Genomic DNA, 26,217 nt, shown 5'->3' with positions numbered 1-26,217 from the left:
ACAGCGCCGCTGATGTGCCCCACCGCCCGCGCCTGGCCGGGCTCTGTGGCTCACCCGCTGCGAGGCCGTGGCGAGGGAGAATCCGACAGCGATGAACGATGCCGTCCCCCGGCCGCTGGCACCCGCGGTAGCCGACGTGTTCGCGGCCGACCACGAGATCGGGGCGGATCTCGCCGCGGTCGACTGGGCGGCGACGCCCCTCGGACCGCCGGACGGCTGGCCGCAGAGCCTGCAGACGGCCGTGAGCATCCTGCTGTCGTCCCGGTTCTCGATGTGGATGGCGTGGGGACCGGAACTGACCTTCTTCTGCAACGCCGCCTACCGCCGCAACACGCTGGGACGGAAGTACCCGTGGGCGTTGGGCCGGCCCGCGAGCGAGGTCTGGGCGGAGATCTGGGACGACATCGGGCCCCGGATCGAAACGGTACTGACCACGGGACGGGCGACCTGGGACGAGGCGCTGCTGCTCTTCCTGGAGCGCTCCGGCTACCCGGAGGAGACCTACCACACCTTCTCCTACAGTCCGTTACGCGACGACGACGGTGCGCTCGTCGGCATGCTCTGCGTGGTCAGCGAGGAGACCGAGCGCGTCGTCGGAGAGCGGCGGATGACCACGCTGCGGGACCTCGGCTCCGATCCCAGCGTGATCCGCACCGAGGAGGAGATGCTGGCCTTCGCCGGCCGCCAGCTCGGCCGCAACCTGCGCGACCTCCCGTTCACGCTGACGTACCTGTTCCAGCCCGACGGTTCCGCGGCCCTGGCCGCCGCCACCGGGATCCCCGCCGGACACCCGGCCGCCCCGGCGACGCTGCCGGCCGACGCTCCGGACCCGGTCTGGCCCGTGGCCCCGCCGGCCCGGGGCGAGTCGCGGCTCGTGCCCCTCGACGGCGCACCGTTCACCGGGCTGCCGGCGGGGCACTGGCCGGAGCCGCCCCACCAGGCGCTGCTGGTGCCGCTGGGGCGCCAGGGCGGCTCGCCGTACGGGTTCCTGGTCGCCGCGCTGAACCGGTACCGGCCGCTCGACGACGGCTACCGCGGCTTCGTCGAGCTGACCGCCGCGCACGTCGCCACCGGGATCGCCAGCGCCCGCAGCTACCGGGCCCAGCAGCGGCGGGCGGAGGAGCTGGCCGAACTGGACCGGGCCAAGACCGCCTTCTTCTCCAACATCAGCCACGAGTTCCGTACCCCGCTGACCCTCATCATGGGTCCGCTGGAGGAGCTGCGCACCCGGCTGGACGGCGCCGACGAGCGGGTACGCGAGGAATTGGGCGTCATCCACCGCAACGGGCTCAGGCTCGGCAAACTGGTCAACACCCTGCTGGACTTCTCCCGCATCGAGGCCGGCCGCATGCAGGCCCGCTACGAGCCGGTGGACCTGGCCGCGGTCACCGCGGAACTCGCCAGCGTCTTCCGCTCCGCGGTGGAGCGCGCGGGCCTGGCCTTCGAGGTGGACTGCCCGCCGCTGCCCGAACCGGTGCACATCGACCGGGGCATGTGGGAGAAGGTGGTGCTCAACCTGCTCAGCAACGCGCTGAAGTTCACCTTCGACGGCGCCGTCCGGGTCGGCCTGCGGGCCGGGGACGGGCAGGCGATCGTCACCGTCGCCGACACCGGCATCGGGGTCCCGGAGCACGAGATGCCGCGGCTGTTCGAGCGGTTCCACCGCATCGAGAACGCCCGGTCGCGCTCGAACGAGGGCAGCGGCATCGGCCTGGCCCTGGTCAAGGAGTTCGTCGGCCTGCACGGCGGCACCATCGGCGCCGAGAGCACGCTCGGCGAGGGGACGACCTTCACCATCCGGCTGCCCTTCGGCACCGCCCACCTGCCGGCCGACGCCCTGGTCCCCGCCGACACCACGGCGACCGTCTCGGCCACCGCCGACCCGTTCGTGCAGGAGGTCCTGCGCTGGCTGCCCTCGGGCGCCGGGAGCGGCGAGGAGCCCGTTCCGTACGCCCCGGGCGAGCCCGCCCCGCCCGGCGTCGCCGGCGACGGGCGTCCGGCGGTACCGGGCACGGCGGCCCGGGTGCTGGTGGCGGACGACAACGCGGACATGCGCGAGTACCTCACCCGGTTGCTGCGCTCCGCCGGGCACCGGGTGCGGGCGGTCACCGACGGCCAGGCCGCCCTGGAGGCCGCCCGGGCGGAGGTGCCCGACCTGGTCGTCAGCGACGTGATGATGCCCCGCCTGGACGGGTTGCGGCTGGTGGCGGCCCTGCGCGCCGACTCCCGTACCGTCGGCACCCCCGTGCTGCTGCTGTCGGCTCGGGCCGGGCAGGAGGCGTCCATCGAGGGCCTGGAGGCGGGGGCGGACGACTACCTGGTCAAGCCCTTCTCCGCGGCCGAGCTGCTGGCCCGGGTACGGGCGAACGTGGAGCTGGCCCGGTTGCGCAACCACCACGCCCGGTGGCGTACGGCGCTGGTCGACTCCCTCCAGGAGGCGTTCTTCGTCTGCGACGAGGACGGCGCCGTCATAGAGATCAACTCGGCGTTCACCGAGATCCTCGGCTACGGCCCCGAGGACCTGCCCTACGCACCGGTCCACCCCTGGTGGCCCGACCGGGAGACCCAGCCCGAGGCCCACCGGCGGGCCGCCGAGGGCTTCGCGCTGCTCCTAGCGCGGCCCCACGGCACGTACACCATTCCCGTGACCCACCGCGACGGACACCGGCTCTGGGTCGCGGCCGCCTTCAACCGGGTCGAGGACCCCGACACCGGGCGGCGCGTCGTCGTCGGCACCTTCCGCGACGTCACGGCCGACCACTACGCGGTACAGCGCGAGACCGCCCTGGCCGCCCTGAGCCTGCGCCTGTCGCGGGCCGAGAGCGTGGCCGACGCCCTGGCCGGTGTCCTGGCGGAGCTGCGCGGGCTGTGGCAGGCGAAGTACGCGCTCGCCGCCGTCTTCCGCCCCGGCTCGGCCACGCCCTCGGTGACCGCCACCGACGCGGAGCTGCGCTGGGAGAGCCTGTCCGAGGAGCGCCGGCGGGCCCTGGCCGCCCTGCGGGACCTGCCGCTGCTCACCCCCCGCGCCGACCGGGCGACCGGCGCCGGCATCGCCCTGGAGCACCCGGACGGGACGATGGTCCTCGCGGTCGACCTGGGCGAGCAGCGCCCCTTCACCGACCAGGACCAGACGCTGCTGGCGCTGCTCGCCGGCCACATCGGTCAGGGACTGCACCGCGTACACCAGATCGACCAGCAGCGCGAGACCGCCCTCGCCCTGCAGCGCGCCATCCTCGGCCCCGCGCAGCTGCCCACCGGCTTCGCCGTACGCTACGAGCCCGCCACCCGCCCGCTGAAGGTCGGCGGCGACTGGTACGACACCGTCGAGTTGCCCGACGGCCGGATCGGCATCGTCGTCGGCGACTGCGTGGGACACGGCCTGCGGGCCGCCACCATCATGGGCCAGCTGCGCAGCGCCTGCCGCGCCCTGCTGCTCCAGGACATCAGCCCCGCCCGGACGCTGATGTCGCTCGACCGGTTCGCCGCCCTGCTCACCGGGGCCAGGTGCGCCACCGTCTTCTGCGGCGTGCTCGACCCCGCCAGCGGGCACCTGCGCTACTGCAGCGCGGGCCATCCGCCGGCCATCGTCGCCCACCCCGACGGCACCACCCAACTGCTCGACCAGGGGCGTTCCAGGCCGCTCGCGGTCCGCCCGGGCGAGCAACGGCACGACGCCGAGTACCGGGTGCCCGCCCGTGCCACCGTCGTGCTCTACACCGACGGGCTGGTCGAGCGCCGCCGCCAGCCGCTCAACGCCGGCATCGACCGGGCCGTCGCCACCGTACAGAGCGGGCGCGGCGCCCCCATCGAGGAGCTGGCCAGCGACATCATGGACCGGCTGACCCCACCCGGCGGCTACGACGACGACGTCGCCCTGCTCCTCTACCGCCATCCCGGTCCGCTGGAGCTGGACTTCCCCGCCGAGGCCACCCGCCTCGCGACCGTACGCGCCGCGCTGCGCGGCTGGCTCGACCGCTGCGGCCTCGACCCCGGCACGGCGCAGAACGTGCTGGTGGCCGCCGGTGAGGCGTGCGCGAACGCCATCGAGCACGGCCACCGGGACGCACCCGGCGGTCGGATCCGGTTGCGGGCCGCCGCGACCGCCGACGACCTGCACCTGACCGTGCGCGACAGCGGCCGCTGGAAGGTTCCCGAGCCCACCACCAACACGCATCGCGGGCGGGGGCTGCTGCTGATGCGAGCACTGATGCACGAGATCACCATCACCACCGACACCGCCGGGACCACCGTCGACATGCAGGCGAGGATCGCGCGATGACCACTCCGCTCACGCTCACCACGGGCCGCCACCCGGACGGCAGCCTGGTCCTGACCGCCGTAGGCGAGATCGACATGAGCAACGTGGACGCCCTCACGGGCGCGCTGACCGAGGCCGTCACCCGGACGGGCGACGAGCCGCTCGTGGTCGACCTCACGGCCGTCGAGTACCTCGACAGCGCCGGCCTGGCCGCCCTCTACGCCCACGTCGAGCGGATCCGGCTGGTGGCCAACCCGATCCTGGCCCCCGTACTGACCATCTCCGGCCTGGCGGAACTCACCACCGTCGAGGGCCCGTGACGGCCGGCGGGCGGCGCGCCGGCCAGCGGGCGGGAACGCCGGTACGCTCGTCGCGTCGTGGTGATCCGCGCTGGCGGGCCCCGGAGAGCCCCCGGCCGCCGTCGTCGCTGGAGCTGGCCACGGTCGAGGAGCACGACCTCGGGGACGAGGCGACGTTCCAGCGGCTCGGCTTCTTCGACCTCGACCTCTCCGGACGGTCGGCCGACGGGGTCGAGTTCCAGCAGTGCCGGTTCCGAGGCGCGGACCTCAGCGGTACGCGGCTCGACGGTGCGACCCTCACCGACTGCCTGGTCGAGAGCACGAACCTGGCGAACCTGCGGGCGGAGCGGTCGTCCATGCTCCGGGCCCGGCTGTCGACGGTACGGATGACCGGGGTCCAGTGGGTCAACGGGGTGCTGCGGGACGTCACGGTCTCGCAGTGCCGGCTCGACCTCTCCTCGTTCCGGTTCACGGACTTCCACCGGGTCGTCTTCGAGGGGTGCAACCTGGCCCGGGCGGACTTCCAGAACGCCGACCTGAGCGGCGCGCGGTTCCGCGACTGCGACCTCACCGGCGCGCAGTTCTCGCAGGCGACGATGGCGGGCACCCGGTTCGCCAACTGCGACCTGGCCGGGATCGGCGGGGTGACGAGCATGGCGGGCGCGGTGGTCGCGGACCAGGATCTGGTGGCGCTCTCCCATACCCTGGCCGGCGCGCTGGGTATCCGGATCGAGGGCCGGGACGAGGCGGACGGCGGATGACGCGGGCCGGCAGTGATCGGCAGGACATGGCCCTGGTACCGGCCACGGCGAACCGAACGCCCGCGCGGCCCGTACTCATGCACGGGTCGTCGGCACGGGTCGTCGGCACGTGGCAGGGAGGAACGTTGGTACCGATTCGCGCAGGGGTCTCCGACGGGCTCCGCCGCTCCTGGGGTATCGCGCGGTCCCTGGTGATCTACCACGGCCAGCCGGGCAAGCACCGGCGGGCCCGGCGGCTCTACCGCGAGTTCCTCGGGCCGGGGGATCTCGGCTTCGACATCGGCGCCCACGTGGGTGGCCGGGTACGCACCTGGCGGCGGTTGGGCGCCCGGGTGGTCGCGGTCGAACCCCAGCCCGACTGCCTGCGCGTTCTGCGCACCCTCTTCGGCCGGGACCGGGACGTCACCATCGTGGCCGAGGCCGTCGGGGCACGCGCCGGGCGGGCCCGGCTCGCCCTCTCCAGCGCCACGCCGACCGTCTCGTCGATGTCGCCGGACTGGATCGGCTCCGTCACGGCCGACCGCGGCTTCAGCCGGGTCCGGTGGGACCGCTCCGTCGAGGTCCCGGTGGTCACGCTCGACGACCTCGTCGCGGCATACGGGACGCCCGCCTTCTGCAAGATCGATGTCGAGGGGTTCGAGGCCGAGGTCCTGGCCGGGCTCAGCCGCCCGCTGCCCGCGCTCTCCTTCGAGTACCTGCCGCCGGCGCACGACGCCGCCCTCGACGTCCTCGCCCGCGTGGAGCGGCTCGGCGCCCCGGCCGGCGGCTACCGCTACAACTACTCGCCCGTCGAGACCATGCGGTACGCCAGCGACCGCTGGCTCGACGCGGCCGAGCTGGTACGGCTGCTCGAACGGTTCCGGCCGCTCGGGCGTTCCGGCGACGTCTACGCCCGGCTGCCCGACGGCGCCCGGGAACCCGGGCCGGACGGTGGTCAGTCCCGTCCCGTGGCGCCCAGCACGTAGTCGGCGATCGCCTCGATGGTCGGGTTGTCCCAGGCGACCGTGGGGTCGACCGGCACGCCGAACTCCTCCTCGATGTCGCCGGCCAGGCCGAGGGTGTAGACCGAGTCCATGCCGTAGATGGTGAGCTGCCGGGTCGGGTCGATCTCGGCCGGGTCGCGCTCCACGTAGTACGCGACCCGCTCCACGAGCCAGTCGGTCAGCGCGGTCCGGGTGATGGAGGGCATGCGTTCGCTCCCGTCGGGGTGGTCGTCAGCTGCGAGGGGCGGCCCGGTCGGCCGCGGGCGTCGGGATGGTCACGTGCGGACCGGCGTCGCGCTCAGGTCGAAGGAGAGGCCGTCCCGCTCCCGGTCCAGCAGCGTGCGCACCAACCAGTCGGCGGTACCGGCGGGCAGGGGGGCGGGCCGGCCGGCGAGGTGTCCGTACAGCCGGGCCAGGGTCGCCGCCAGCCAGCGCGGCTCGCCGAGAAACGGGTCGCCGCGCTCGCGGCCGGCGAGCCACGTGCCGACCGCCGCCGCCGCGGCCAGCAGCAGGGCGTACCGCTCCGCGAGGCGCATCGTCTCGGGGTCGGCGAGCGGGCCCCGCCGCGCCGGCGGGGTCGTGGCGGCGTCGCGGGCGAGCGCCCGCAGGGAGTCGGCGAGGCTCGCCACCAGGTGGCGCGGGCCGTCCTCCGGGACCGTCGCGGTGAGCAGGAGGCCGGTGAGATCGTCCCGCCCGGCGCTGGCGAGGGTCAGCCGGGCGAAGTCCAGCTCGGGCAGCCCGGCCGGGTCGGCGTCCGGGGCGACGAGCGGCGCGGCCGGATCGGGCGGTGGCGTGGGCAGTTCGGGTGGTGGCGCGGCCGGGGCGGCGAGCGGTCCCGGTGGTCCGGCGAAGAGCGCGGGTGGCGGCGCGGCCGGCGTACGCCAGGCGCGCCGGGCCAGCGCCGGCAGCTGCGGGATGATCGCGAGCAGGCAGGCCGTCTCGCCCGCGTGGCCCAGCCCGACCACCGGAAGGTCGCGCAGGTGCTTGCCGAAGAGCGCGTGCTCCCCCTCGCGCAGGTAGTAGCGGGCACCGAGGACCACCGCCAGCTCCTCCATGGCGCCGGTCAGCAGGCGGGCGCCGAGGTACTTCGCGGCGGCGGAGTGCAGCGACGACTGCTCGGGAAGCAGGTGCAGGCCGCGGCAGGCGGCCGTGGCGAGCGCGTCGACCGCGAGCAGGTCGGCGAGGGCGCCGGCCAGGGTCTCGCGCGCGTGGGGCAGGTCCAGCACCGTACCGCCGTAGAGGCGTCGGGACATCGCGAACCGCAGGACGGTGCGCAGGGCGGTGTCGACCGCGCCGACCGCCAACCCGGGGAGGACGGCCCGGGTGACCTGGAACGAGCGCAGCGCGTTCTCCATCCCCCGCCCGGGCGCGCCGAGCAGCGCGGTGGCCGGTACGGGCAGGTCCGCGGCCCGCACGCCGCCGAGGCGTACGCCGCGAACGCCGCTGGTCCGGGTGCGCGGCAGGAACGCCACCCGCGCCGGGTCGAGCCGGTCCCGCTCGACGAGCAGCAGGGAGTGGGCGCGCGGGCCGGCGCTGTCGGCCGTACGCGCGAACAGCACGAACGCGGCGCACCGCGCGATGTTGTTGACGACCCGCTTGCTGCCGGCGAGCCGGAGCAGGTCGCCGTCGACGCGGGCGGCGAACTCGTTGCGGGCGAGGTCGTTGCCGTGCTCCGGCTCGTGGTACGCCACGGCCAGCCGCTCGCCGCGCAGCAGCAGGTCGGCGACCCGGCGCCGCTGCGCGGGCGTACCGGCGGACCAGACGTTGACGGCGGCCATGAGCGAGGTGACCCCGTAGCCGAGCCCCAGGCTCAGGTCCCGCCGGAAGACCGGGCGGACCGCCCGTACCAGCCGGTCGGCCGCGACCAGCCGCCCGCCGAGGCGGGCCGGGACGAACTCGGCGTTGAGGCCCCAGGAGGCCAGCGCCTCCTCGCCGGCCGCGAGCAGCTCCCCCCGCTCGTCGGCGCGCAGGATCCGCGCCGCGCCGACCGGGTTGGCACCGTCCCTCGGGTCGCCCAGGACCGCCTCCAGCTCCACCGTCACGGCGCTCTCCCCTCCCCCGGCGGGCACTGGCCCCACCGTCACGGCCCCATTCCCTCGGCCAGCTCGCACTCGAAGAGGGAGAAGAGCCGGCGCGACGCGGCCTGGCCGGTCAGCCCCGCCCAGAGCGCCTCGTCCACCTCGGGCCGGGGCCGCACCGGCTCACCCAGCTCGCCGAGCAGCCGGCCCAGGACGGCCGCCAGCCAGCGGCCGTCCGTCCAGAGCGCCGCGGAGCCACACTCGGCGCGGTCGTGGCCGGGCCGTTCCTGGCCGGCTCGGTCGTGACCCGCTCGGTCGTGACCGGGCCACTCTTGGTCGGCGCGGTCGTGGTTGGCGAGCCAGAGGGTGACGGCCGCGGCGCCCGCGTAGCAACGGGCCAGGTCCTGGGCGGCGGCGAGATGCGTGCCGGGGGCACCGCCGCGCGCGGGCCGCAGTCGCGCGATCGTCGCGTGCAGCCGGTCGGTGTGCCGGGCCAGCGCGCCGGCCAGCTCGGCGGCGGTCGTCAGGCCGGGCCGGGCCAGCGCCAGCTCGGCCAGCACGCGCGCCGCGTCCGGCAGGGCGGCCAGCACCGTCAGCCCGTCCCGGGCGGCGAGGGCGAGCCGCTCCCGATCGAACGGCGGGACCGCCCGGCGCAGGTCCGCGACGGGGCGCAGCCGCGACCACGGCCGCGGGCGGCGGTACCCGCGCACCAGGTTGGGGAACTGGCTGACGACGGCGTGCAGGTTGACCACGGTGCTGCCGTCGAAGAGGGAGACGATCCGCGCGTCCCGGCCGACCTTCTGGAAATCGCCGTCCGCGAAGATCGACCGGGCGCCGAGCAGCCGGCCGAGGGCGGCGATGCTCGCCTCGGTCCGCACCGGGAGCAGGTACTTGACGGCGGCGCTGGCGACGCTCAGCTCCCCGGGCAGCCAGTGGATCATGCGGGCCGCCACGACGGCCGTCGCCTCGGCGGCGAGCTGGTCGGCGTACGCGTCGAGCAGCACCCGCCGCGCCGCCGGCAGGTCGGCCAGAACCCGGCCGTACAGCCGGCGGGCGCCCGCCCAGGCGCTGGCGATCCGCAGCGCGTGCTCGCCGGCGCCCAGGCTGAGGGCGGCGCACATGGTGCGGGTCAGCTGGAGTCCCCGAAGGACGGTTTCGAGGCCGGAGCCGGGCGGCCCGAGCCGCGCGGCGGCGGGCAGCACCGCGCCGGCGAACGCGACGCCGCTGATGTCCGCGCCGCGGATGCCGAGCGTACGGACCTTGGGCAGGCAGCGCAGGGCGTCGGGGCCGAGGCGCTCCTTGTCGACGAGCAGCAGGTCGAACCCGCGCGCGCCGCCGGCCGGGTCGGTACGCGCCAGCACGGTGAGCAGCCGCCCCCGGGTGGCGTTGTTGATCAGCCACTTCTCGCCGGTCAACCGGAAGGACTCCTCGGCCCGGGTCGCGACCACCTCGCCGGCGAGCAGGTCGCTGCCGTGGTCGCGCTCGGTCAACGCCCAGGCGACGGGCGTACCGGCCAGGACCCGCTCCGCCAGGTCGGCACACTGCTCGGGGGTACCGGCGACCCAGGCCGAGACCGCACCGAGGAAGGTCTTGCCGTAGCCGATGGCCACCGTGAGGTCGCGGCGCGCGACCAGGCGTACGAGGTGCAGCAACTCCTCGTACGAGCGGAGCGCCCCGCCGTACTCGGGCGGGACGAAGTACCGGTGCAGTCCCCACGCGGTCAGCCCGGCGCAGATCGCCTCGGGGAACTCCTCGCGCTCGTCCAGAGACCGGGACCGGGCGAAGGAGAACTCCACGGTCGGGTCCTCCGGGTCGCCGAGGCGCCGCTCCAGCTCCCGGGCCGGCCCGAGCGCGTCGGGCGGGGTCGCGGGCCCGGCGGCTGCGGTGCTCATGCGCCCGCCAGGGTGTGCAGCGGGTCGAGCCGGCCGCCGAGGAACCGTTCCCGCATGTGCCCCCGGCGGATCTTCCCGCTGGTCGTACGGGCGATCGTGCCCCGGCCGACGAGCAGCACGGCGGGAGCGGGGATGCCGAACCCGCCGGCCAACTCGGCCTGGACCCGCTCGGCCAGCTCCGGCAGCCGGTCGGCCTCGGGCGTGCGCACCTCCTGGATCAGCACGACGTGCTCCCGGTCGTCGCCGTGCGTGAAGGCGGCGGCGACGCCCAGCGCGGGATGCAGGCGGGCCGCCTCCTCAAGGTCCTCCGGGTGGATGTTGCGCCCGTTGAGGATGATGACGTCCTTGAGCCGGCCGGTGACGTACAGCTCGCCGTCCCGCCGGAAACCGAGGTCGCCGGTGCGCAGGAACGGGCCGTCGCCAGCGGCGGTACGGGCGCCGAACGTCGCGGCCGACTCGTCGGGCTGCCGCCAGTACCCGGCGGCGACGCTGCCCGAGCGGAGCCAGACCTCGCCCACCGCCCCGTCGGCCAGCTCGGTCCGGGTAGCGGGGTCGACGATCCGCAGCTCGGCGTCGAGCGGGGCGCCGCAGCTCACCAGCTCGGTACCGGCGTCGGCGGGGACGGCCCGGTGCCGCTGGAGTGCGCCGGTGTCGAACGTACCGACCGTCGCGCCGCGGTGCCGCCGCGCGCCGGAGACGATGAGGGTCGCCTCGGCCATCCCGTACACGGGCATCCACGCCCGCGGCCGGAAGCCCGCCGGGCCCAGCCGCTCGGCGACCCGGCGCAGCGTGGCCGGCCGCACGGGCTCCGCGCCGTTCATGGCGATCCGCAGCGAACCCAGGTCGAGCCCGGCGAGCTGCTCGTCGGTGGTCTTGCGGGCGCACCAGTCGTAGCCGAAGTTCGGCGCGACGGTGATCTCCGCCCGGTAGTGGCTGATCAGCTCCAGCCAGGTGACGGGCCGCCGCAGGAACGTGGCGGGCGCGGTGAAGGCGAGATTCAGCCCGCCGTACAGCGGTTGGAGCAGCAGGCCGATGAGGCCCATGTCGTGGTAGTGCGGCAACCAGCCGGCGAGCGTCCCCGTTCCGGGTCGGCCCAGCTGCGTCCAGGCCGCGTGCTCGTTGTGCAGCAGGTTGCCGTGGGTCAGCACGACGCCCTTCGGTTCGCTGGTCGACCCGGAGGTGTACTGCAGGAACGCGACGGTCTCCGTACGCAGGTCGGGCCGTCGCCAGTCGTCGGCGTGGGGCAGCGCCAGCGTGTCGGTGGCCACGCGGTCGAGGTACGGGCCGAGCGCCTCGCGGTGCCCGGCGTCGGTGAGGATGAGCGCCGGCCCGGCGTCCTTGACGATGCCGGTGAGCCGCTCCAGCCCACGAGGGTCCTCCTCGGGCAGCGGCGCGGGAACCGCGACGACCCGGGCGTAGAGGCAGCCGAGGAACGCGGCGAGGAACTCCGGTCCGGCCGGGTAGAGCAGCAGCGCCGTACGGTCGCGCAGGCCACGGTCGAGCAGCCAGGCCGCGATCGACCGGGCGCGCGCGTCCAACTCGGCGAAGGAGTGCCGGTCCTCGACCGCCCCGGCCCGCTCCCGGCGGACGAAGGCGTACCACCGGTCGTCGCCGTGCCGCTCGACGGAGGTCCGGATCGCCGAGACGAGGTCGGGGTGCCCGCTCATCCGCCCACCCCCGGCCGCTCGACCACGGCGAGCGCCTGCGCCGCCACGGCCGGTCCGAACGCCTCCGGCCGGTAGATGTAGGAGGTGTGGTGCCCCGGCACGTCCGCGACCTCGCAGCGCAGCAGCTCGGCGAGGGCCGGAACGGTCCGCGCGTAGCTGTAGCCGCCCGCCCGGCTTCCCGTACCGACGACCAGCCGGATCGGCACGCGGCCCGCCAGGGCCGGGACGTCCGGCAGGTAGGAGACCATGCGCATGATGTCGTGGCGGAAGACGAAGTCGCCGTCGGTGACGGTGCGCTCCAGGAACGTCGGCCTGATCTTCAGAGCGAAGTCGCGGCCCTGGTAGGTCATCCACGCCATCATCGCGGGCACCGGTCCCTCCCTCGTGTTCAGTTCGCACATGTCGCGGAAGTACGCCAACTGGTCGTCCGCGTCCGGCAGGACCCGTACCGTGATCGGCTCGTGCGCCAGCAGCGCGGCCAGGCGCTCGGGGTGGCGGGCGCCGAACTCGAACGCGATCGACGCGCCGCCGCAGGTGCCGAAGACGACGGGACGCTCGGCGCCGGCGGCGTCCAGCACCGCGCGCAGATCGTCGGCCTGCTGCGCCATCGTGCCGTCGTGCGACTCCCGCCCGGTGCTGCGGTTGAGCCCGCGCCGGTCGTACGCGATGACCCGGAACCGGTCGCGGAGGAACGGCACGACGCCGGCGAAGCTCGCCGCGCTGCCGCCCGCCCCGGCGATCAGCACCAGGTCCGGACCGACGCCGTGCGTCTCGTAGTACAGCCGTGCGCCGTCGGCGCCGGAACTCGTCGCGAACACCCGGCCAGCCAAGCAGGCGCCGGCTTCAGATCGGCTTCATGCGGGACGGCACGGGTCAGGACGATGAATGCGATCTGAAGCCGCGCGCCGGTCTACTCGGTCGCGTGCTGAGGCTCGACGACGTGCTGACCGGAGCGGTCACCGGAGATCCGCTGCTGCGCCTCTACGCCGCGGTGGCCGGGCCGGGCGGGCCGTGGCCGGCCCATCCGGCGTACCCCGGGGGCACGGTGGCGGTGCCGCTGCGCGCGCTGGTCGCCCCGGATGGGCCGCACCGGTACGAGCCGAAGGGCCGCCGAACCGACCTCCCGGGCCCGGCGGAGTTCCTGGTACGCCCGCTCGTGACCGTCTTCCGTACCGCGCTGGACCGGTTGGGCGTGCTCGTCGACACCGACCCGGACGTGGTGGCGGTGGAGCTGGCGCCGGACGGCGGTACCGGCGGCGGTGCCGTGGCGACCGGTCGCGTGGTGGTCACCGGCCGGCTCCCCCGCACCGCCCCGGGCGCGGGGGACGCGGACCGGGCGGCCCGCGACCTGGCCCGCTGCCTCGACCTCGTCGCGGCGTCGCTGGACGGTGCGGAGCGCTCCCGCGTGTGGCGGGTCGCCGCCGAGGAACTGCGCTTCCTGCGCCCCGAGACGGCCGAGCTGCTCCGCGGCGACCACGCGCTCGCCCCGTACGTCCACTCACTGCCGCCCGGGCAGGACGGGACGCTGCGCCGGGTCCTGGACCTGGTGGAGGAGCGGGCGCGGGCGCGACGCGCCCGCCCGGGCGCGCGGCAGCCGGCGGTGCTGCTGGACCTGGACTTCGTCACGCTCGACCCGCGCCGGCGCACGCTGCACGCGGCCCGCCGGGTCGGCGGGCCCCGGCCCGGCGCGCCGGACGGCATCCTGGAGCTGGCCCACCCGGAGCTGCTGAGCCTGCTGCCGACCGGCGACCCACCGGCGTGGGAGCGGTTCGTCGAGGCGAACGGGCTGCGGCGGGCCTACCCGGAGGTGGACCCGGAGGCGCTGCGGCAGGACTTCTGCCGCGCGTTCCACCGCCCGTGGTCGAACCTCGGCTGGGACGAGCTGACCGAGGGCGTGGTCCGCTTCGTCCGGGACGTCGAGGACCGCGGCGGGGCCGTGCTGTTCAACACCGGCCGGCGCGAGCGGGTCCGCGCGTGGACCGAGGAAGTGCTCGCCCGGGGCGGGCTGCTCCGGCCCCGGCTGCTGATGATGCCGGACGACCGGGACCGGCCGGTGGCCGCGCTCAAGGCCGTACACCTGGCGCGGGCCGCCGACCTCGACGTCGTCGCGGTCTTCGACGACCTCGCCGAGAACCGCGCGGCCCTGGCCCGGGCGCTGCCCGGCGCGCGCCTCGTCGCGGTCGCGCTGCCCGGGTACGTCCCGGGCGACGAGCCGGAGGACGGCACCGAGCTGATCTCGACCTTCGAGCGTTCGCCCCGGCCCGCCCCCGCACCCGTGCCGCCGCACGCCGCCGTCCGCGCGGACAGTCCCGCCCCCGCCCCCGCACACGTTCCCGTGCTGTCGCACGCCACCTCGGTCGCCGAGCTGCCCCTCGCCGAGCTGCGCGAGCGGCCGGTGCTCGCCGGGCACGCCGTACGGCTCTCCCGGGCAGAGTCGACCGCGCTGGTCGATCGCCTGGTGGACGAGGCGCTGGCGGCCGGGTACGAAACCGGCGCGCGGGCCGCCCGCCTCGGTACCGGCGAGACGGCGCCGTCGCTCGTACACCGCGTCCTCGGCGCCAAGCGGTTCCGGCGCGGCGCGCGCGACGCGTACCCGTTGGCGGTCGCCGAGCGGGACATCCGCCCGCGCGTCGAGCGGGGCGAGCCGATCCGCGCGGTGCTGCCCGCCTTCCCCGTCAAGCAGGCCGACAGCGGGCTCAAGGCCCTCGGTCCCCTGCCCGACCTGGCGGAGTTCGGGCTGCTGCTGCGGCTGCGGGAGCTGGCGGCGGCGGTCGCCGCCGTCTATCCGCCGGGACTGCGGATCACCGTGCTCACCGACGGCAACCACTTCCGGGTCCGGCCGCGCGCGGCGACCGCGCCGTACCTGGCCTGCCTGGACCGCTACCTCCGCCTCGTCGGCGCCGGAGAGATCCTGGAGATACGCGACGTCGACGAGGTGGCCGCCGAGGAGCTGGGCCCCGGGGCGGTACGGGCCCGCGGCGCGATCGAGGCCCGGCACCGCGCGGCGCTCGAGGACGCCTATCGGGACCTGGACGTCGCCCGCGATCCCCGCGCAGCGCTCGCCCGGTCCCGCACCCTGGACCCGGCCGCCCCGGGTACCCCGGGACCGGCGGTCGCGGACCTCTTCCGCTCGCTCGTGCACTCGGTACCGCTGCCGCCCGGCGCCGTGGACCCGAGGATCCTCTACGCGGACCTCTACCACGTGGGGCCGGCGGTACCGTCCGAGATCGCGCACGACCGGCGGGCGGTCCTCCGCGCCGCCTGGGACGCCGCGCTGCACTACGCCAGCGTCGCCCGTACCGACCACGACCTCGGGTACGACCGGCTGCTCCGGCCACGCATCCGGCTCACCCTGAGCATCCCGTCGCCCGGCCGGTGCGGCCTCGCGGGCCTCGGCGGCTCCGCACTGATGCCCTGGCAGGGCACCGGCGCGGTGGACCAGCGCGGCCACGTCTCCACGGACTTCGCCGTGCACCTGCGCGACCAGGCGTTCGTACCGGTCCACTCGCCGCTGCTCGGTGACGCGCAGCCGTGGTTCATGGCCCCCATCACGGTGCTGGAGCCGCTGGACCGGCCGGGCTCACCGGACCGGCCGGCCGCGCGCCTGGTACCGGGCTTCCTGGAGCGGATCCGGCTGCGCCGCCGCTGATGCCGCGCCCGGCGGCGGAGCCCACCCGCCGGCCGACCGGCGCGCGCCCGGCACTCGTGCGGCGCGCGGTCGTTCAGCGCGCGCCGACGCGCGGCGGCGTGCGGGTGCCGTGGATGCGCTTGGCGTAGGCCGCGTAGAGGCGGGGCGCCATGACCGGCAGAAGCAGCCGGGCCGGCAGCGGAACCTCCTTGAGCAACGCCTTGATCACCTCGGGGTCGCCCTCGTACATCGCCATGCCGAAGCCCAGCGGCAGCTGCTTCTTCGGTACCCCGGCCATCCCGTGCTCGCCGAGCTGCTTCCACTCGGCGGCGGTGACGTGCCGCTCGGCCAGCGGGAGGATCTCCCGCTCCTCCAGGGCCATGTGCTCGGCCAGCACGTCGTACAGCCGCTCGAAGACCTCCGCGAGTTCGTCGCCGCCCTGCCCGGTGGCGCGCCAACCCGGCAGCAGCCGGACCACCTCGGCGTGCGCCTCCTCGATGGCGGCGTGCTGCATCTCCATCGTGGGCACGATGGCCTCCGCCTCGGCGCCGCCCCGCTCGTGCAGCCGTGGCCAGAGGAGCAGGTCCTCACCCTCGTGGTGCCTGTGCAGGAGGTGGCAGATGAGGTCGGCGTGGGCGGCGACGGCCTCCGCGCGGTTCGCGTCGCCCGGCGCGACGCTGCGGACGAGCTGCGGGAGCAGGCTGAACTCGCGACGCAGCATGGCGTGTGCCATGTACATGTCGCGGACGTCGGCCATGGGTTCGTTGTGGTTCCGAGTCACGGTGGCCTTTCCGAGGGGCGTCAACTGCGGTCGACCTGTCCGTCCGTCGGCCGCCGACTCGTCGGAATCGGCGGCCGAGCTTCCCGGACGTAGGCATGCCGCACCGGCACAGTTCCGGGCAATGGTGCCCGGCACCGCTTGCGATCGACTTGGAGCGGGCCAAACCGGGAAGACCGGGACCGGGCCGACCACGGACCGGACGGCGGGCGGGTTCAGCCGGCGAGCGCGGACCTCGCCTCCGCGAGCCAGTGCGGCGAGCCCCAGCGTCGCGCCACCTCCACCGCGAGCGCGAAGTGGCGCTCCGCCTCGTCGTCACGGCCCTGAAGACGGAACAGCTCGCCGAGGGTGAGCGCGACCGGACGCATCACGATCGAGGTGCTGGAGAAACCGGCCAACTGCTCGCGTACCGGCAGCAGCGCGTCGATGACGGGCTGGGCCAGATCCCGCCGGCCCAGGGCGACGACGACCATCCCCCGCACGCTGAACAGGACCGACTGGACGTAGTCGGGACGGTAGGAGTGGCGACCCAGCGGCATGGCCCGCGCCTCGTCGAGCCGGCCGTTCTCGACGAGCGCCAGCGCCAGCAGGTCGTCGAGGATCGGACCGAGCGTCCGCCGGAGGAGCCGGGTCGGCTCCAGGTGTTCGGCGAAGCGCCCCTGGCTGATCAGCAGGGTCGCCGTGCCCACGTACTGGAGCGCGTCGGCGTGCAGCGAGCCCTGTCGCCGCATCTGCTCGACCGCCTCGTCGTAGTGCCGCTGTGCCGCCGCGAAGTCGCCGACGACGTGCGCGAGCGCGCCCAGTTGACCGCTGTGGATCGCCAGCGCCTCGTGCAGCCGGTACGTCCGCGCCATCGTCCCCTGCCGGGCGACGCTGGCGCGTACCTCGTCCGGCCGGTTGAGCGCGGCGGCGGCGTGCCCGAACACCTGCTCGGCGAACCACCGGTAGGTGACGAGGCCGTGCTCGTCGGCGAGCGTGGCCAGTTCCCGCGCCAGCTCCAGGCGCCGTCCCGCCTCCAGGTCGAACCGCATGGTGCGCAGGCGGGCGGTCAGCCCGATGGCACGCAGCTCCGGGTCGGCCAGCTCGCGCGAGATCGTCAACGCCGCCCGCCCGGCCTCCGGGCCGCGCGGGTCCGGCTCCCCGTCGAGCTCGTTGGCCAGCGCCTCCAGCAGCCGGCAGCGGTCGGCCGGGGCCAGGTCACGCCGGCGCAGCAGCCGCGCGAGCAGCTCGACGACGTGGTGGTCCACGACGCCGTACGCGCGGGTCAGCCACGGCGTCGGCACCTTCCACGCGGTGAACGCCGCGACGAGCAGCTCGTCCCGACCCGAGGCGGCGGCGACGTCGGCCGCGCAAGCGCGGGTCCGGCGGGCGGCGGCCAGGGCACCGGCCCGCGCCTGGGCGCGCAGCAGCCGGCCCAGCAGGTCGACCCGCAGCGCGGCGCGGTCCCCGGTGATCGCCCCGGCCGCGTCGACCGCGCCGGTCAGCAGTTCGATCGCCGCGTCGTACGCGTAGCGCCGCTCGGCCAGTTCCGCGGCGCGGACGCCGTAGTCCACGGCGAGCCGTGCGGTCCCCGACGACGCGGCGCGGGCGTAGTGGTGGGCCAGCGCCGGGTAGTCGTCGGGGCGCAGCCGCCCGGCGCAGGCGGCGACGCGCCCGTGCAGGCGGGCCCGGCGCAGGTGGGAGAGGTCCGTGTAGATGGTGTCGCGGAGCAGGCCGTGCGCGAACCGCACCCGCCCCGGCGCCGATTCGGTGATCAGCCCGGCGACCAGCGCGACCTCCAGCGCGTCGAGCACCGTGCCCTCGTCCGCCTCGGCGGCCTCGACCAGCATCTCCACGTCGGCCTCCCGGCCGACGACGGCGGCGAGGCGCAGCACCGCGACCACGGACCCCGGCAGCCGGGCCAGCCGGCGGCGCAGCACGTCGCGTACCCCCTCCGGCACCTCCGAGGTGGCGACGAGCGCACCCTCGGCGGCGAGCAGCCGGGCCGATTCCCGGACGTAGAAGGGATTGCCGCCGGTACGCTCGGCCAGCGCGGCGATGGTGTCCGCGTCGACGGTGGTCCGGACGAAGGCGCCGACGAGCCGCCCCACGTCGGCCGCCGCGAGCCCGGACAGGTGTACGCGCCGGGGCGAGCGGCGGGCCAGGGCGGCGGTCGTCTCGGCGAGCCGTTCGGGGTCGTCGGTGGGCCGGAACGACGCGACGAAGAGCACCGCCGCGTCGGTCAGCTCGGCGGCGCTGGTCAGGAGCAGCAGCGTCTCGGTGTCCGCGGCGTGCAGGTCGTCGAGGAGCACGGCGACGGGCCGGCGGACCGCGGCGGCGCGCAGCCAGGCGGCGACGGCGCGGTGCAGCCGGAACCGGCCGGCGCTGGCGTCTCCGCCGCCGGCCTCGCGCCCGGTGTCGGGCTCGCGCCCGGTGTCGTCGAGCAGCGGGGCGAGCTGCGGCGCCAGCTCACCGGGCGGCGCCGCCGCGGCGAGCTGGCGCAGCGCCTCGGTCCACGCCCAGGCCGGCGGGGCACCCGCGACCTCCGGACAGCGGCCGACCGCGACCAGCCAGCCCCGGTCGGCGAGTTCCCGCCGGAGGTGGGCGAGCAGGGTGGTCTTGCCGGCGCCGGCCTCCCCGGTGACCAGCGCGATCCGGGGGCCGCCGGCGGCCGCCTCGGCGGCGGTCTCCCGGAGGGCCGCCAGTTCCGCGCCCCGCCCGACGAACGGCTCGTCCGCCGGCGGGATCGGGGGCGCCGTCGCCACGTCCGGGCGCGGCCCCGGTCGCGCGGTGGCCCCCGGTACGGGCGACCCGGCCGACGCCGCCGTCCCGACCGGCGCTGGGAGCAGGTCGAGGCGCTGGCCCAGGATGGCGCTCTCGAGTTCGACCAGCGCGGGTCCCGGATCCAGACCGAGCTCGTCCGCCAGGATCGTCCGGGCCCGGCGCAGCGCGGCGAGCGCGTCGCCCTGCCGGCCCGTACGCCACAGCGCCAGTGCCAGCAGCCGCCAGCACTCCTCGCGCAGGGGCGCCTGCCGGGTCAGCACCTCCGCCTCCGGAACGACGTCGGCGGCGTTCCCCGCGCGCAGGGTCACGTCGATGAGCAGCTCCCGGGCGGCGAGGCGCAGCTCCTCCAGCCGCGTCGCCTCCGGCTGCGCCCACAGCTCGCCGGCGAACTCGGCGTACGCGGGGCCGCGCCACAGCTCCAGCGCGGCGCGGAGCAACGGACGGGCGCGCCCCGGATCGGCGGCGCTGACCGCGCGGGCCTCGGCGAGCAGCCGCTCGAACCGCCAGGCGTCGACGGCGTCCGGGGGCAGGCGGGTCGCGTAGCCCGGTGGCGCGGTCACGAGCAGCCGGGCCGGCGTCCGGGGCGCCCGGTCCGGTTCCAGGAGTCGTCGCAGGTGGGAGACGTACGCCTGGAGGGAGGCGATCGCCCGGGGCGGCGCCTCGCCGCGCCACAGGTCGTCGATCAGCTGGTCGGCGGAGACGACCGAGCCGCGGGCCAGCAGCAGCCGGGCGAGCACGGCGCGTTGCCGGGGACCGCCGAGATCGACCGGACCACCTCTGTCGAGCTCGAACTGGCCCAGCACCCGGAGCAGCATGGCAGGTCAATGGTAACCGGGAAGATCCTCCCGAGGCACCGCACCGTCGCCGGCGGCGGGCGGCACCACCTGCGAAGATGCCCGGCCCGCCTGGCGGCCGGCGGCGTCCATGGCGCGCTTCGTCCGCGCCGGTGGGCGGTCGACGGACGCCGCGGCTCAGCGGAAGGAGCGGGTGAGACGCCGCCGCTCAGCGGAAGAAGTGGGTGACCGGGCGTTCCAGGGGCCGGCCGTCCAGGTGGATGTCGACCCGCTCGTTGTAGAAGCTGACCAGCCCCGCGATGGCCTGCACGGCCCCCGTCGGGAAGGCGTAGGACCAGGCCAGGTCGGCGTGCACGCCGGTCGGGGTCCGGATCGACCAGTAGTCGCTGGTCCGGCCCTTGTACGGGCACGCGGTCACCGTGTCGGTCCGCTCCAGCGCCGCGAAGCCGACCTCCGAACGGTTCAGGTAGTACCGGGTGGGCAGCCCGGTCTCGAAGAGCATCACCGGCGACGACGAGTCGGCGAGCAGCACCCCGTCCAGCTCGACGCGGACCCGCCGGGTCGAGCGCACGGCGTCCACCCGCACGTACGGGTTGCGCGGGTGGACGAAGACCTCCTCGTCCTCCTCGTACCAGGCGTCCAACGCCTCCCACTCGAAGCGGACCAGGCCGGCGAGTCCGGGCAGGGCGTCGTCGGTGTAGAGCCGGGCGGCGGCCGGCCGCTCGATGTCGCCCGCCCGGAGACCGAGCTGCCGCGCCGTGCCCCGGCTCGACCTGCGCACCTGCTCCTCGTCCACCACCACGTTCGGGTCGACGTCGTCGAACGGCACGTAGTACTGCGGGTAGTTCGGCCATTCCCAGAGGTAGACCGCGCGGGTGGTGTCCAGCACGATCCGGCCGCCCAGCATCGCCCGTACCCGGCGCGGCCCGGGCTCCATGTGGTTGACCGGGGTGATCATCTGCGGGTGGCTGCTCATCGGCGTCCCCTTCGATCGCGGCGGAGGTCCCCTCATTGGTGCACACCGGGACGTGGCCGCGCGCCCGCACCCGGATTTTCGGCTCCGGGTGACCGTCGGGGCCGGGGCGCCGGGCGAGGCCGGGGCTCCGGGTGACCGTCGGGGCCGGGGCGCCGGGCGGGGCCGGTGGACATCGGGCGGTGGGCGTCGGGCGGAGTCGGTGGCGCCGGGCGGGCGGGGCGGCCCTGTCGGTACCGGGTGGCATCCTGAGGCCGTGATCGTCGACTTCGAGGCCGAGCTGTGGATCTGGGACGCGCGGCGTAGCGAGACCTGGACCTTCGTCAGCCTGCCCGTCGGGGCGGCCGAGGAGATCCGGGACCTGACCGGCGGCGCGCGGCGCGGCTTCGGTTCCGTGCGGGTACGCGCCACCGTCGGGGGCAGCACCTGGACGACCTCGATCTTCCCGGACCGCGCGCGGGGCAGCTTCGTACTACCGGTCAAGCGGGCGATCCGCACGGCGGAGGGGCTGGACCCGGGCGACGTCGCGAGGGTGACCGTCGAACTCCGCGACTTCTGAACCCGCGCCGCCCTCGCCCCGCTTCGACTGCTTCGCCGGGCCGGCCCGCAACGGCCTGGCGACTACCGGCAGCCGAATCCGCTCTGACCGCCGGTTCCGACCATCGCCCCGGGAAGAAACCCCGGGGATCCGCTGGCCGCCGGTTCGCCTGCGGGCGGGCCCGCCTCGGCCACGCTGTCGGCGCCGCCTTGGCCGCGGGCGGCCGTTACCGAGGCGAGATCAGACGTTCATGCCGGCGGCCTTCGCCATGTAGTTGGCGTACCAGACCGGCCAGTCGGGGTCGGCCGCTCCGATCTCCTCCTCGTGTCTGCCGTGCGCCGCGGCGGCGTCGCGCAGCGCCCGCTCGACCTCGGCGACCGAGCCGTAGACGACCTGGTCGACGCGCCCCGGCAGCCGCGTGGTGACCTCCTGCAAGACGATGCCGTTGCCGTCCGGATCCGAGAAGGAGAGGAACGAGGCGTACGACTGCCGGTCCGGGTGTGGACCGGCGACCCGGCCCCTCGTACCGGCGTGGTGGAAGAAGCCACCCTCGTCGTGGAAGACCTCGCTGACCTCGACGCCCTTGGCGAGGAGATCCTCGCGGGCCGCCACGATGTCGTCCACGACCAGATGGATGCCCTGCGCCGAGCCGGGCGTCGCGTCGGTGACCCCGCTGCCGATGATGATCGACGCGGTCGAGCCGGGCGGGGTGAGGTGCACCACGCGCAGGCCGTCCGCGGCTGCCTTGTCGACGTCCTCGCGGAAGCCGATCCGGGTGTAGAACTCCTTGGCCCGGTCCACGTCCGAGACCGGAAGGACGATGACCTCCACCTTGTATTCCATGACTTCCTCCTTCGCTAGATATCATCGCGGGTCGGTGAAGATCATCTGAGACTATCCGGCGTCGTCGGCGGTCACCGTGCCGTCGTCGGGGACGGCCGCCGTCACCGCGTCGCCCGCACGGCGTACGGCGACAGCCCGCCGTCGCGGTGCGGAGGCTGACGCCCTGCTCGATCGGCGACGCGCCGATTTCGGTACGGACGAGGTTCTCCGCACGCGGCAGCGGGCCCCGGTCACCCTCGACGAGGATCACCCGGGACCCGACCGACGCGTACGCCTGGCTCCTCGCGACGCCGACCACCCCGCCGCCGACAACGATCAGCGCGGCGGAACGGACGTCGGTCCTGGTCACTTCCGGTCGCGGTCAGGCGCTGGCCCGCAACCCGTTGATCACCGTGTTGCCCTGCTGCGCCGGTACGCCGAAGTCGCGCAGGAAGGCCGCCGGGAAGTTGAGTTCGGGGGTGGTCAGGCCGTCGAGTTCCGCCAGCTGCTCCGGGGAGAGGGTGACGTCGAGCGAGGCCAGGTTGGCCTCCAACTGGCCGACGGTACGGGCGCCGATGATCGTCGAGCTGACCACGGGCTGCTGGCGGACCCAGGCCAGTGCGGTCGCGGCGACCGTGGTGCCGAGTTCACCGGCGATCCGGCCGAGCGCGTCGAGCAGCCGGAAGGTGCCCTCGTGCAGGTGCCGTCCCACGAACATCCCGCGGCCCGCCCCGGCCGGGTTCTGGTTGTCGCGGGTGTACTTGCCTGTCAGTACGCCGTTCGCGAGCGGGCTCCACGGCAGCACGCCGAGGCCGAGTTCGCGGGCCGCGCCGAAGAGTTCCCCCTCCGACGTGCGTTCCAGCAGGTTGTACTCGACCTGGATGGCGGCGATCGGGGTCCAGCCGCGCCACTCGGCGAGGGTGGCCATGCGCGCCACGGCCCACGCCGGCGTGTCGGAGAGGCCGACGTAGCGCACCTTCCCCTCGCGGACCAGGTCGTCCAGCGTGGAGATGGTCTCCTCCAGCGGCGTGTGCCGGTCCCAGTTGTGCTGCCAGTAGAGGTCGATGTAGTCGGTGCCGAGCCGGCTCAGCGACTCGTCGACGTGGTGGCGGATCGCCTTGCGGCCGGTACCGCCGTTGTTCGGGTCGGTCGGGTCCATGCTGAGCGCGAACTTCGTGGCGATGACCAGCCGGTCGCGCAGGCCCGGCCGCTTGCCGAGGTACGCGCCGAGCACCTCCTCGGCGCGCCCGCCCATGTAGGCGTTGGCGGTGTCGACGAAGTTGCCGCCGGCGTCGAGGTAGCGGGAGAGGATCTCGGCGGACGTCGCCTCGTCGGCACCCCAGGACGGGTCGCCGAAGGTCATCGTGCCCAGGGCCAGCGGGCTGACCCGCAGACCGGTGCGGCCGAGCGTGCGGAAGTCGGTCAGGTTCACGGGAGCTTCTCTTTCTGTCGGAAACGAGGTGGGGGCCCTGACCCGGAGACCGGCGCGACAACCGGCGCCCCGGTCAGGCCGGGAGAATCGGTGACCGGTCAGGCGGGAAAGTCGGCGGCCCGGTCAGGCGGGGAAGTCGGTGCCGGCGGCGAGCGCCCGGGCGGCCTCGATCTCGTCGAGCCGCCCGGTCAGCGCGGCGCGGATGGCCTGGTAGGCGTCGCTGCCGAGGACGAGGCGACGCGGTGCCGGCGTGGTCGTGGCCGAGTCGATGATGGCGGCGGCGACCCTGCGCGGGTCACCGGGCGCCGCCCCGGTCAGGTTCCCCGCGGACGCCTCGATGTACCGGCGGATCTGCCCGACCGGGGTACCCGCGTACGCCGGGATCGGGTCGGCGATGGAGAGCGCGGCGCCGAAGTCCGTCCGGACGCTGCCGGGCTCGACCATGGTGACGCCGATGCCGAACGGCGCGACCTCGCCGACGATGGACTCAAGGAACCCCTCGACGCCCCACTTCGAGGCGTGGTACATGCTGGCGCCCGGGCTGCTGATCTGGGCGCCCATCGTCGAGGTCTGGATGATCCGGCCACCGCCCTGCGCACGCAGGTACGGCAGCACCGCCCGGACCAGCTGGATCGGCCCGGTCATGTTCACCGCGACCTGCTCCGCGATCGCCTCGTCGGAGAGCTCCTCCGCCGCGCCGACCGCACCCCGTCCGGCGTTCGAAAAGATCACGTCGATCGTCCCGAACTCCTGGAAGGCCCGCTCGACGACCTTCCGTACCGCCGCGGTGTCGGTGACGTCCAGCTCGGCGGTCCACAACAGGTCCGGATACGACCGGGCGAGATCCGCGAGCCGCTCGGGCCGCCGGGCCGTGGCCGCCACCCGGTGACCGGCCGCCAGCAGCTGCTCGACGACGGCCCGCCCGATGCCGGCGGACGCACCCGTGACGAGCCAGGAAGAGGTTGACACGTCCGTACCTCCATTTAAACCAACTGGATGTATTGGCAACGGTAGGGGGCCGGGCCCGAAGAAGTCAACCAGACAGTTGGTTTTCTGGGCGACCTGCGTCACACCGCTTACGGGATCGGAAATCTTGTCGAAATTGGGGCCGATCGGCGCGGTTCGCGCAAACGGCCACGCGGGAACAGCACGGCGCGTGCCGCGCGAGCGGCGCCGCCGAGCTGGTGTCGCTACTCGGCGGGCGGGCCCGCCAGCGCGTCGCGGATGGCCGTGACGGCCGCGACCACGACGGCACGGTGGGCCCGCCGCCGCGCCTCGGGGTCCAGGCCACCCACGACCTTCAGCCCGGCGGGCACGTTGACCCACGCGACGCTGATCGCCACCACGATCTCCAGCACGTCGATCGCCGTCGGCTCGTCCGGCAGCCGCAGCGCCACCCGCAGTTCGCGCGCCTTCGCCAGGTGCGACTCGATCTCACCGGGGGTCGCGTCGGCCCGCTCCAGCCCGCGCCAGGCGGTCAGTCGCAGCAGTTCGGGGGTGGCGTTGAGCGCGTCGAACAGCGCTCCCGCGTACCCCGGCAGGTCGTCGGGCGTGTACGGCACCGCGTCCGCGAGCACCCCGAGCCGGTCCGCCAGCACGGCGTCGAACAGGTTCTCCTTCGAGCCGAAATAGGCGTAGATCGCCTGTTTGTTCGCCCTGGCCGCCGCCGCGATCCGGTCGACCCGGGCGCCGGCGAGCCCCCGCTCCGAGAACTCCTGGTACGCCGCGTCCAGGAGACGGGCGCGAGTGGCGGCGGAGTCGTACGGCATGAGAACGAGGTTAGCTATCCAACCGTATGGTTGCAATCCTGGCGGGGCCATGGCGCCTGCCCACCGGCAGGAACAAGGTCGGCTCAGGCGGACGGCTGTAGCACCACACGCGGGCAGCCGTCCTCCTTCCTCTCGAAGATCTCGTAGCCGCGCGGACCGTCCCGCAGGGGCATGGGATGGCTGGCGAGACAGCCGGGATCGGCCGCCGAACACCTGTCAATCACTGCGGTGCAGCGGCCCCCACTCGTCGGAATGCTGCCCCCTGATGGCGAGGTCCGCTTCGCGTAGCGCTTTCTCGGAGACCCACGCGATCGGCCGGTGGCAGATCACCAACGGCTCGTTGTCGGGCCCCCGGCCACACTGCTCGCCGACGAACACCCAGGGTGAGGCCTCCGGTCCGCGGAGGTCACGGAGGTGGCAGTAGTCGTACAGCCGCCGGGCGACCCACAGGCGCAGCGAGCGCCGGCCCCACCACGGCTCCACCCGCAACGGATTGGCGGAAAGACCGGGCAGGGTAACCCCGGTCAGTGCGTCCCGGCTCGACTGCTCGTTTCCCCGGGCGCCCGCCAGATCGGCCGCCGGGCCCCGGGACCACCGCACGTACAGCTCCTCGTCCTGGCCCGCCTGCTCCAGGAGCGCGGCCAGTTGGTCGAGGTCCGCAAGAACACCCATCCCCGTGTCGTCACGTTCTCGGTTCACCCCGACTGCATTGCCCGGCAGGGAAGCGGCCATTCCTCCAATCGACTCGACTCGACTCGACGGTCAGCATCCGCTCAGGCCGGGCACGCCCGTCGTTCATCGAAAGTTCGACAAGTCCCGCGAGGCTCCGAGGACGTACCAAG

Annotated in this window: 19 protein-coding genes; 6 read left to right on the top strand and 13 right to left on the bottom strand. The window is 74.8% G+C overall.

The window, feature by feature from the left end; all coding sequences use genetic code 11:
- Positions 1-91: 91 nt before the first annotated feature.
- From AB0J86_RS18105 to AB0J86_RS18090, 4 genes are all read left to right on the top strand, one after another.
- Positions 92-4,279: a SpoIIE family protein phosphatase gene (locus AB0J86_RS18105; RefSeq protein ID WP_363858393.1), complete on the top strand. Its 4,188-nt coding sequence runs from the start codon at positions 92-94 to the stop codon at positions 4,277-4,279.
- On the top strand, positions 4,276-4,578 hold the full coding sequence (locus AB0J86_RS18100) for an STAS domain-containing protein (protein ID WP_363858391.1): 303 nt from the start codon (positions 4,276-4,278) through the stop codon (positions 4,576-4,578). Before AB0J86_RS18105 ends, AB0J86_RS18100 begins: the two co-directional genes overlap by 4 nt.
- The gene (locus tag AB0J86_RS18095; protein WP_363858389.1) at positions 4,575-5,318 is read left to right on the top strand and encodes a pentapeptide repeat-containing protein; all 744 of its coding nucleotides are present in this window, start codon (positions 4,575-4,577) and stop codon (positions 5,316-5,318) included. Before AB0J86_RS18100 ends, AB0J86_RS18095 begins: the two co-directional genes overlap by 4 nt.
- Before the next feature lie 125 nt (positions 5,319-5,443).
- Positions 5,444-6,283, top strand: a complete 840-nt coding sequence (locus AB0J86_RS18090) for an FkbM family methyltransferase (RefSeq protein WP_363858387.1) — start codon at positions 5,444-5,446, stop codon at positions 6,281-6,283.
- Here the strand turns inward: AB0J86_RS18090 and AB0J86_RS18085 are convergent.
- The 5 genes from AB0J86_RS18085 to AB0J86_RS18065 all read right to left on the bottom strand — a co-directional run bounded on the left by AB0J86_RS18085 (position 6,253) and on the right by AB0J86_RS18065 (position 12,696).
- The gene (locus tag AB0J86_RS18085; RefSeq protein ID WP_363858385.1) at positions 6,253-6,507 is read right to left on the bottom strand and encodes an acyl carrier protein; all 255 of its coding nucleotides are present in this window, start codon (positions 6,505-6,507) and stop codon (positions 6,253-6,255) included. The two genes, AB0J86_RS18090 and AB0J86_RS18085, sit on opposite strands and share 31 nt — an antisense overlap.
- 69 nt (positions 6,508-6,576) lie before the next feature.
- Positions 6,577-8,343 (bottom strand): acyl-CoA dehydrogenase, encoded by a 1,767-nt coding sequence (locus AB0J86_RS18080; protein ID WP_363858383.1) that lies wholly within the window; start codon positions 8,341-8,343, stop codon positions 6,577-6,579.
- 38 nt (positions 8,344-8,381) lie between these two features.
- On the bottom strand, positions 8,382-10,211 hold the full coding sequence (locus tag AB0J86_RS18075) for an acyl-CoA dehydrogenase family protein (RefSeq protein ID WP_363858381.1): 1,830 nt from the start codon (positions 10,209-10,211) through the stop codon (positions 8,382-8,384).
- Complete coding sequence (locus AB0J86_RS18070) at positions 10,208-11,878, bottom strand: fatty acyl-AMP ligase (RefSeq protein WP_363858379.1); 1,671 nt, start codon at positions 11,876-11,878, stop codon at positions 10,208-10,210. The genes AB0J86_RS18075 and AB0J86_RS18070 overlap by 4 nt, the downstream gene beginning before the upstream one ends.
- On the bottom strand, positions 11,875-12,696 hold the full coding sequence (locus AB0J86_RS18065; protein WP_363858377.1) for an alpha/beta hydrolase: 822 nt from the start codon (positions 12,694-12,696) through the stop codon (positions 11,875-11,877). Before AB0J86_RS18065 ends, AB0J86_RS18070 begins: the two co-directional genes overlap by 4 nt.
- A 104-nt stretch (positions 12,697-12,800) precedes the next feature.
- On the opposite strand from AB0J86_RS18065, the gene AB0J86_RS18060 reads away from it, so the two are divergent.
- On the top strand, positions 12,801-15,527 hold the full coding sequence (locus AB0J86_RS18060) for an L-tyrosine/L-tryptophan isonitrile synthase family protein (protein WP_363858375.1): 2,727 nt from the start codon (positions 12,801-12,803) through the stop codon (positions 15,525-15,527).
- A gap of 73 nt (positions 15,528-15,600) precedes the next feature.
- Here the strand turns inward: AB0J86_RS18060 and AB0J86_RS18055 are convergent, their stop codons facing one another.
- The 3 genes from AB0J86_RS18055 to AB0J86_RS18045 all read right to left on the bottom strand — a co-directional run bounded on the left by AB0J86_RS18055 (position 15,601) and on the right by AB0J86_RS18045 (position 20,817).
- Complete coding sequence (locus tag AB0J86_RS18055) at positions 15,601-16,263, bottom strand: hemerythrin domain-containing protein (RefSeq protein ID WP_363858373.1); 663 nt, start codon at positions 16,261-16,263, stop codon at positions 15,601-15,603.
- Positions 16,264-16,499: 236 nt separating this feature from the next.
- Positions 16,500-19,862: a BTAD domain-containing putative transcriptional regulator gene (locus AB0J86_RS18050; protein WP_363858372.1), complete on the bottom strand. Its 3,363-nt coding sequence runs from the start codon at positions 19,860-19,862 to the stop codon at positions 16,500-16,502.
- A 187-nt stretch (positions 19,863-20,049) separates the two neighbouring features.
- Entirely contained in the window at positions 20,050-20,817 is a 768-nt protein-coding gene (locus tag AB0J86_RS18045) for a DUF427 domain-containing protein (protein ID WP_363858370.1), read from the bottom strand.
- A gap of 253 nt (positions 20,818-21,070) precedes the next feature.
- On the opposite strand from AB0J86_RS18045, the gene AB0J86_RS18040 reads away from it, so the two are divergent.
- Positions 21,071-21,373 carry a DUF1905 domain-containing protein gene (locus AB0J86_RS18040; RefSeq protein ID WP_363858368.1) on the top strand — a complete coding sequence of 101 codons (303 nt, stop codon included), beginning with the start codon at positions 21,071-21,073 and terminating at the stop codon, positions 21,371-21,373.
- Between the two features lie 219 nt (positions 21,374-21,592).
- Here AB0J86_RS18040 and AB0J86_RS18035 read toward each other — a convergent pair whose 3' ends face one another.
- From AB0J86_RS18035 to AB0J86_RS18015, 5 genes are all read right to left on the bottom strand, one after another.
- Positions 21,593-22,195, bottom strand: coding sequence for a VOC family protein (locus AB0J86_RS18035; protein ID WP_363858366.1), 603 nt, complete (start codon positions 22,193-22,195; stop codon positions 21,593-21,595).
- A gap of 361 nt (positions 22,196-22,556) precedes the next feature.
- Entirely contained in the window at positions 22,557-23,606 is a 1,050-nt protein-coding gene (locus AB0J86_RS18030; RefSeq protein ID WP_363858364.1) for an aldo/keto reductase, read from the bottom strand.
- Between the two features lie 123 nt (positions 23,607-23,729).
- Complete coding sequence (locus tag AB0J86_RS18025; protein WP_363858362.1) at positions 23,730-24,575, bottom strand: SDR family oxidoreductase; 846 nt, start codon at positions 24,573-24,575, stop codon at positions 23,730-23,732.
- A gap of 221 nt (positions 24,576-24,796) precedes the next feature.
- Positions 24,797-25,375, bottom strand: a complete 579-nt coding sequence (locus tag AB0J86_RS18020; RefSeq protein ID WP_363858360.1) for a TetR family transcriptional regulator — start codon at positions 25,373-25,375, stop codon at positions 24,797-24,799.
- A 216-nt stretch (positions 25,376-25,591) separates the two neighbouring features.
- Positions 25,592-26,107: a DUF6098 family protein gene (locus AB0J86_RS18015; RefSeq protein ID WP_363858358.1), complete on the bottom strand. Its 516-nt coding sequence runs from the start codon at positions 26,105-26,107 to the stop codon at positions 25,592-25,594.
- Positions 26,108-26,217 lie beyond the last annotated feature (110 nt).

The sequence above is a fragment of the Micromonospora sp. NPDC049559 genome, assembly GCF_040676675.1.
Taxonomy (GTDB): Bacteria; Actinomycetota; Actinomycetes; order Mycobacteriales; family Micromonosporaceae; genus JBFAPK01.
This window is presented reverse-complemented; position numbering and strand designations above follow the sequence as displayed.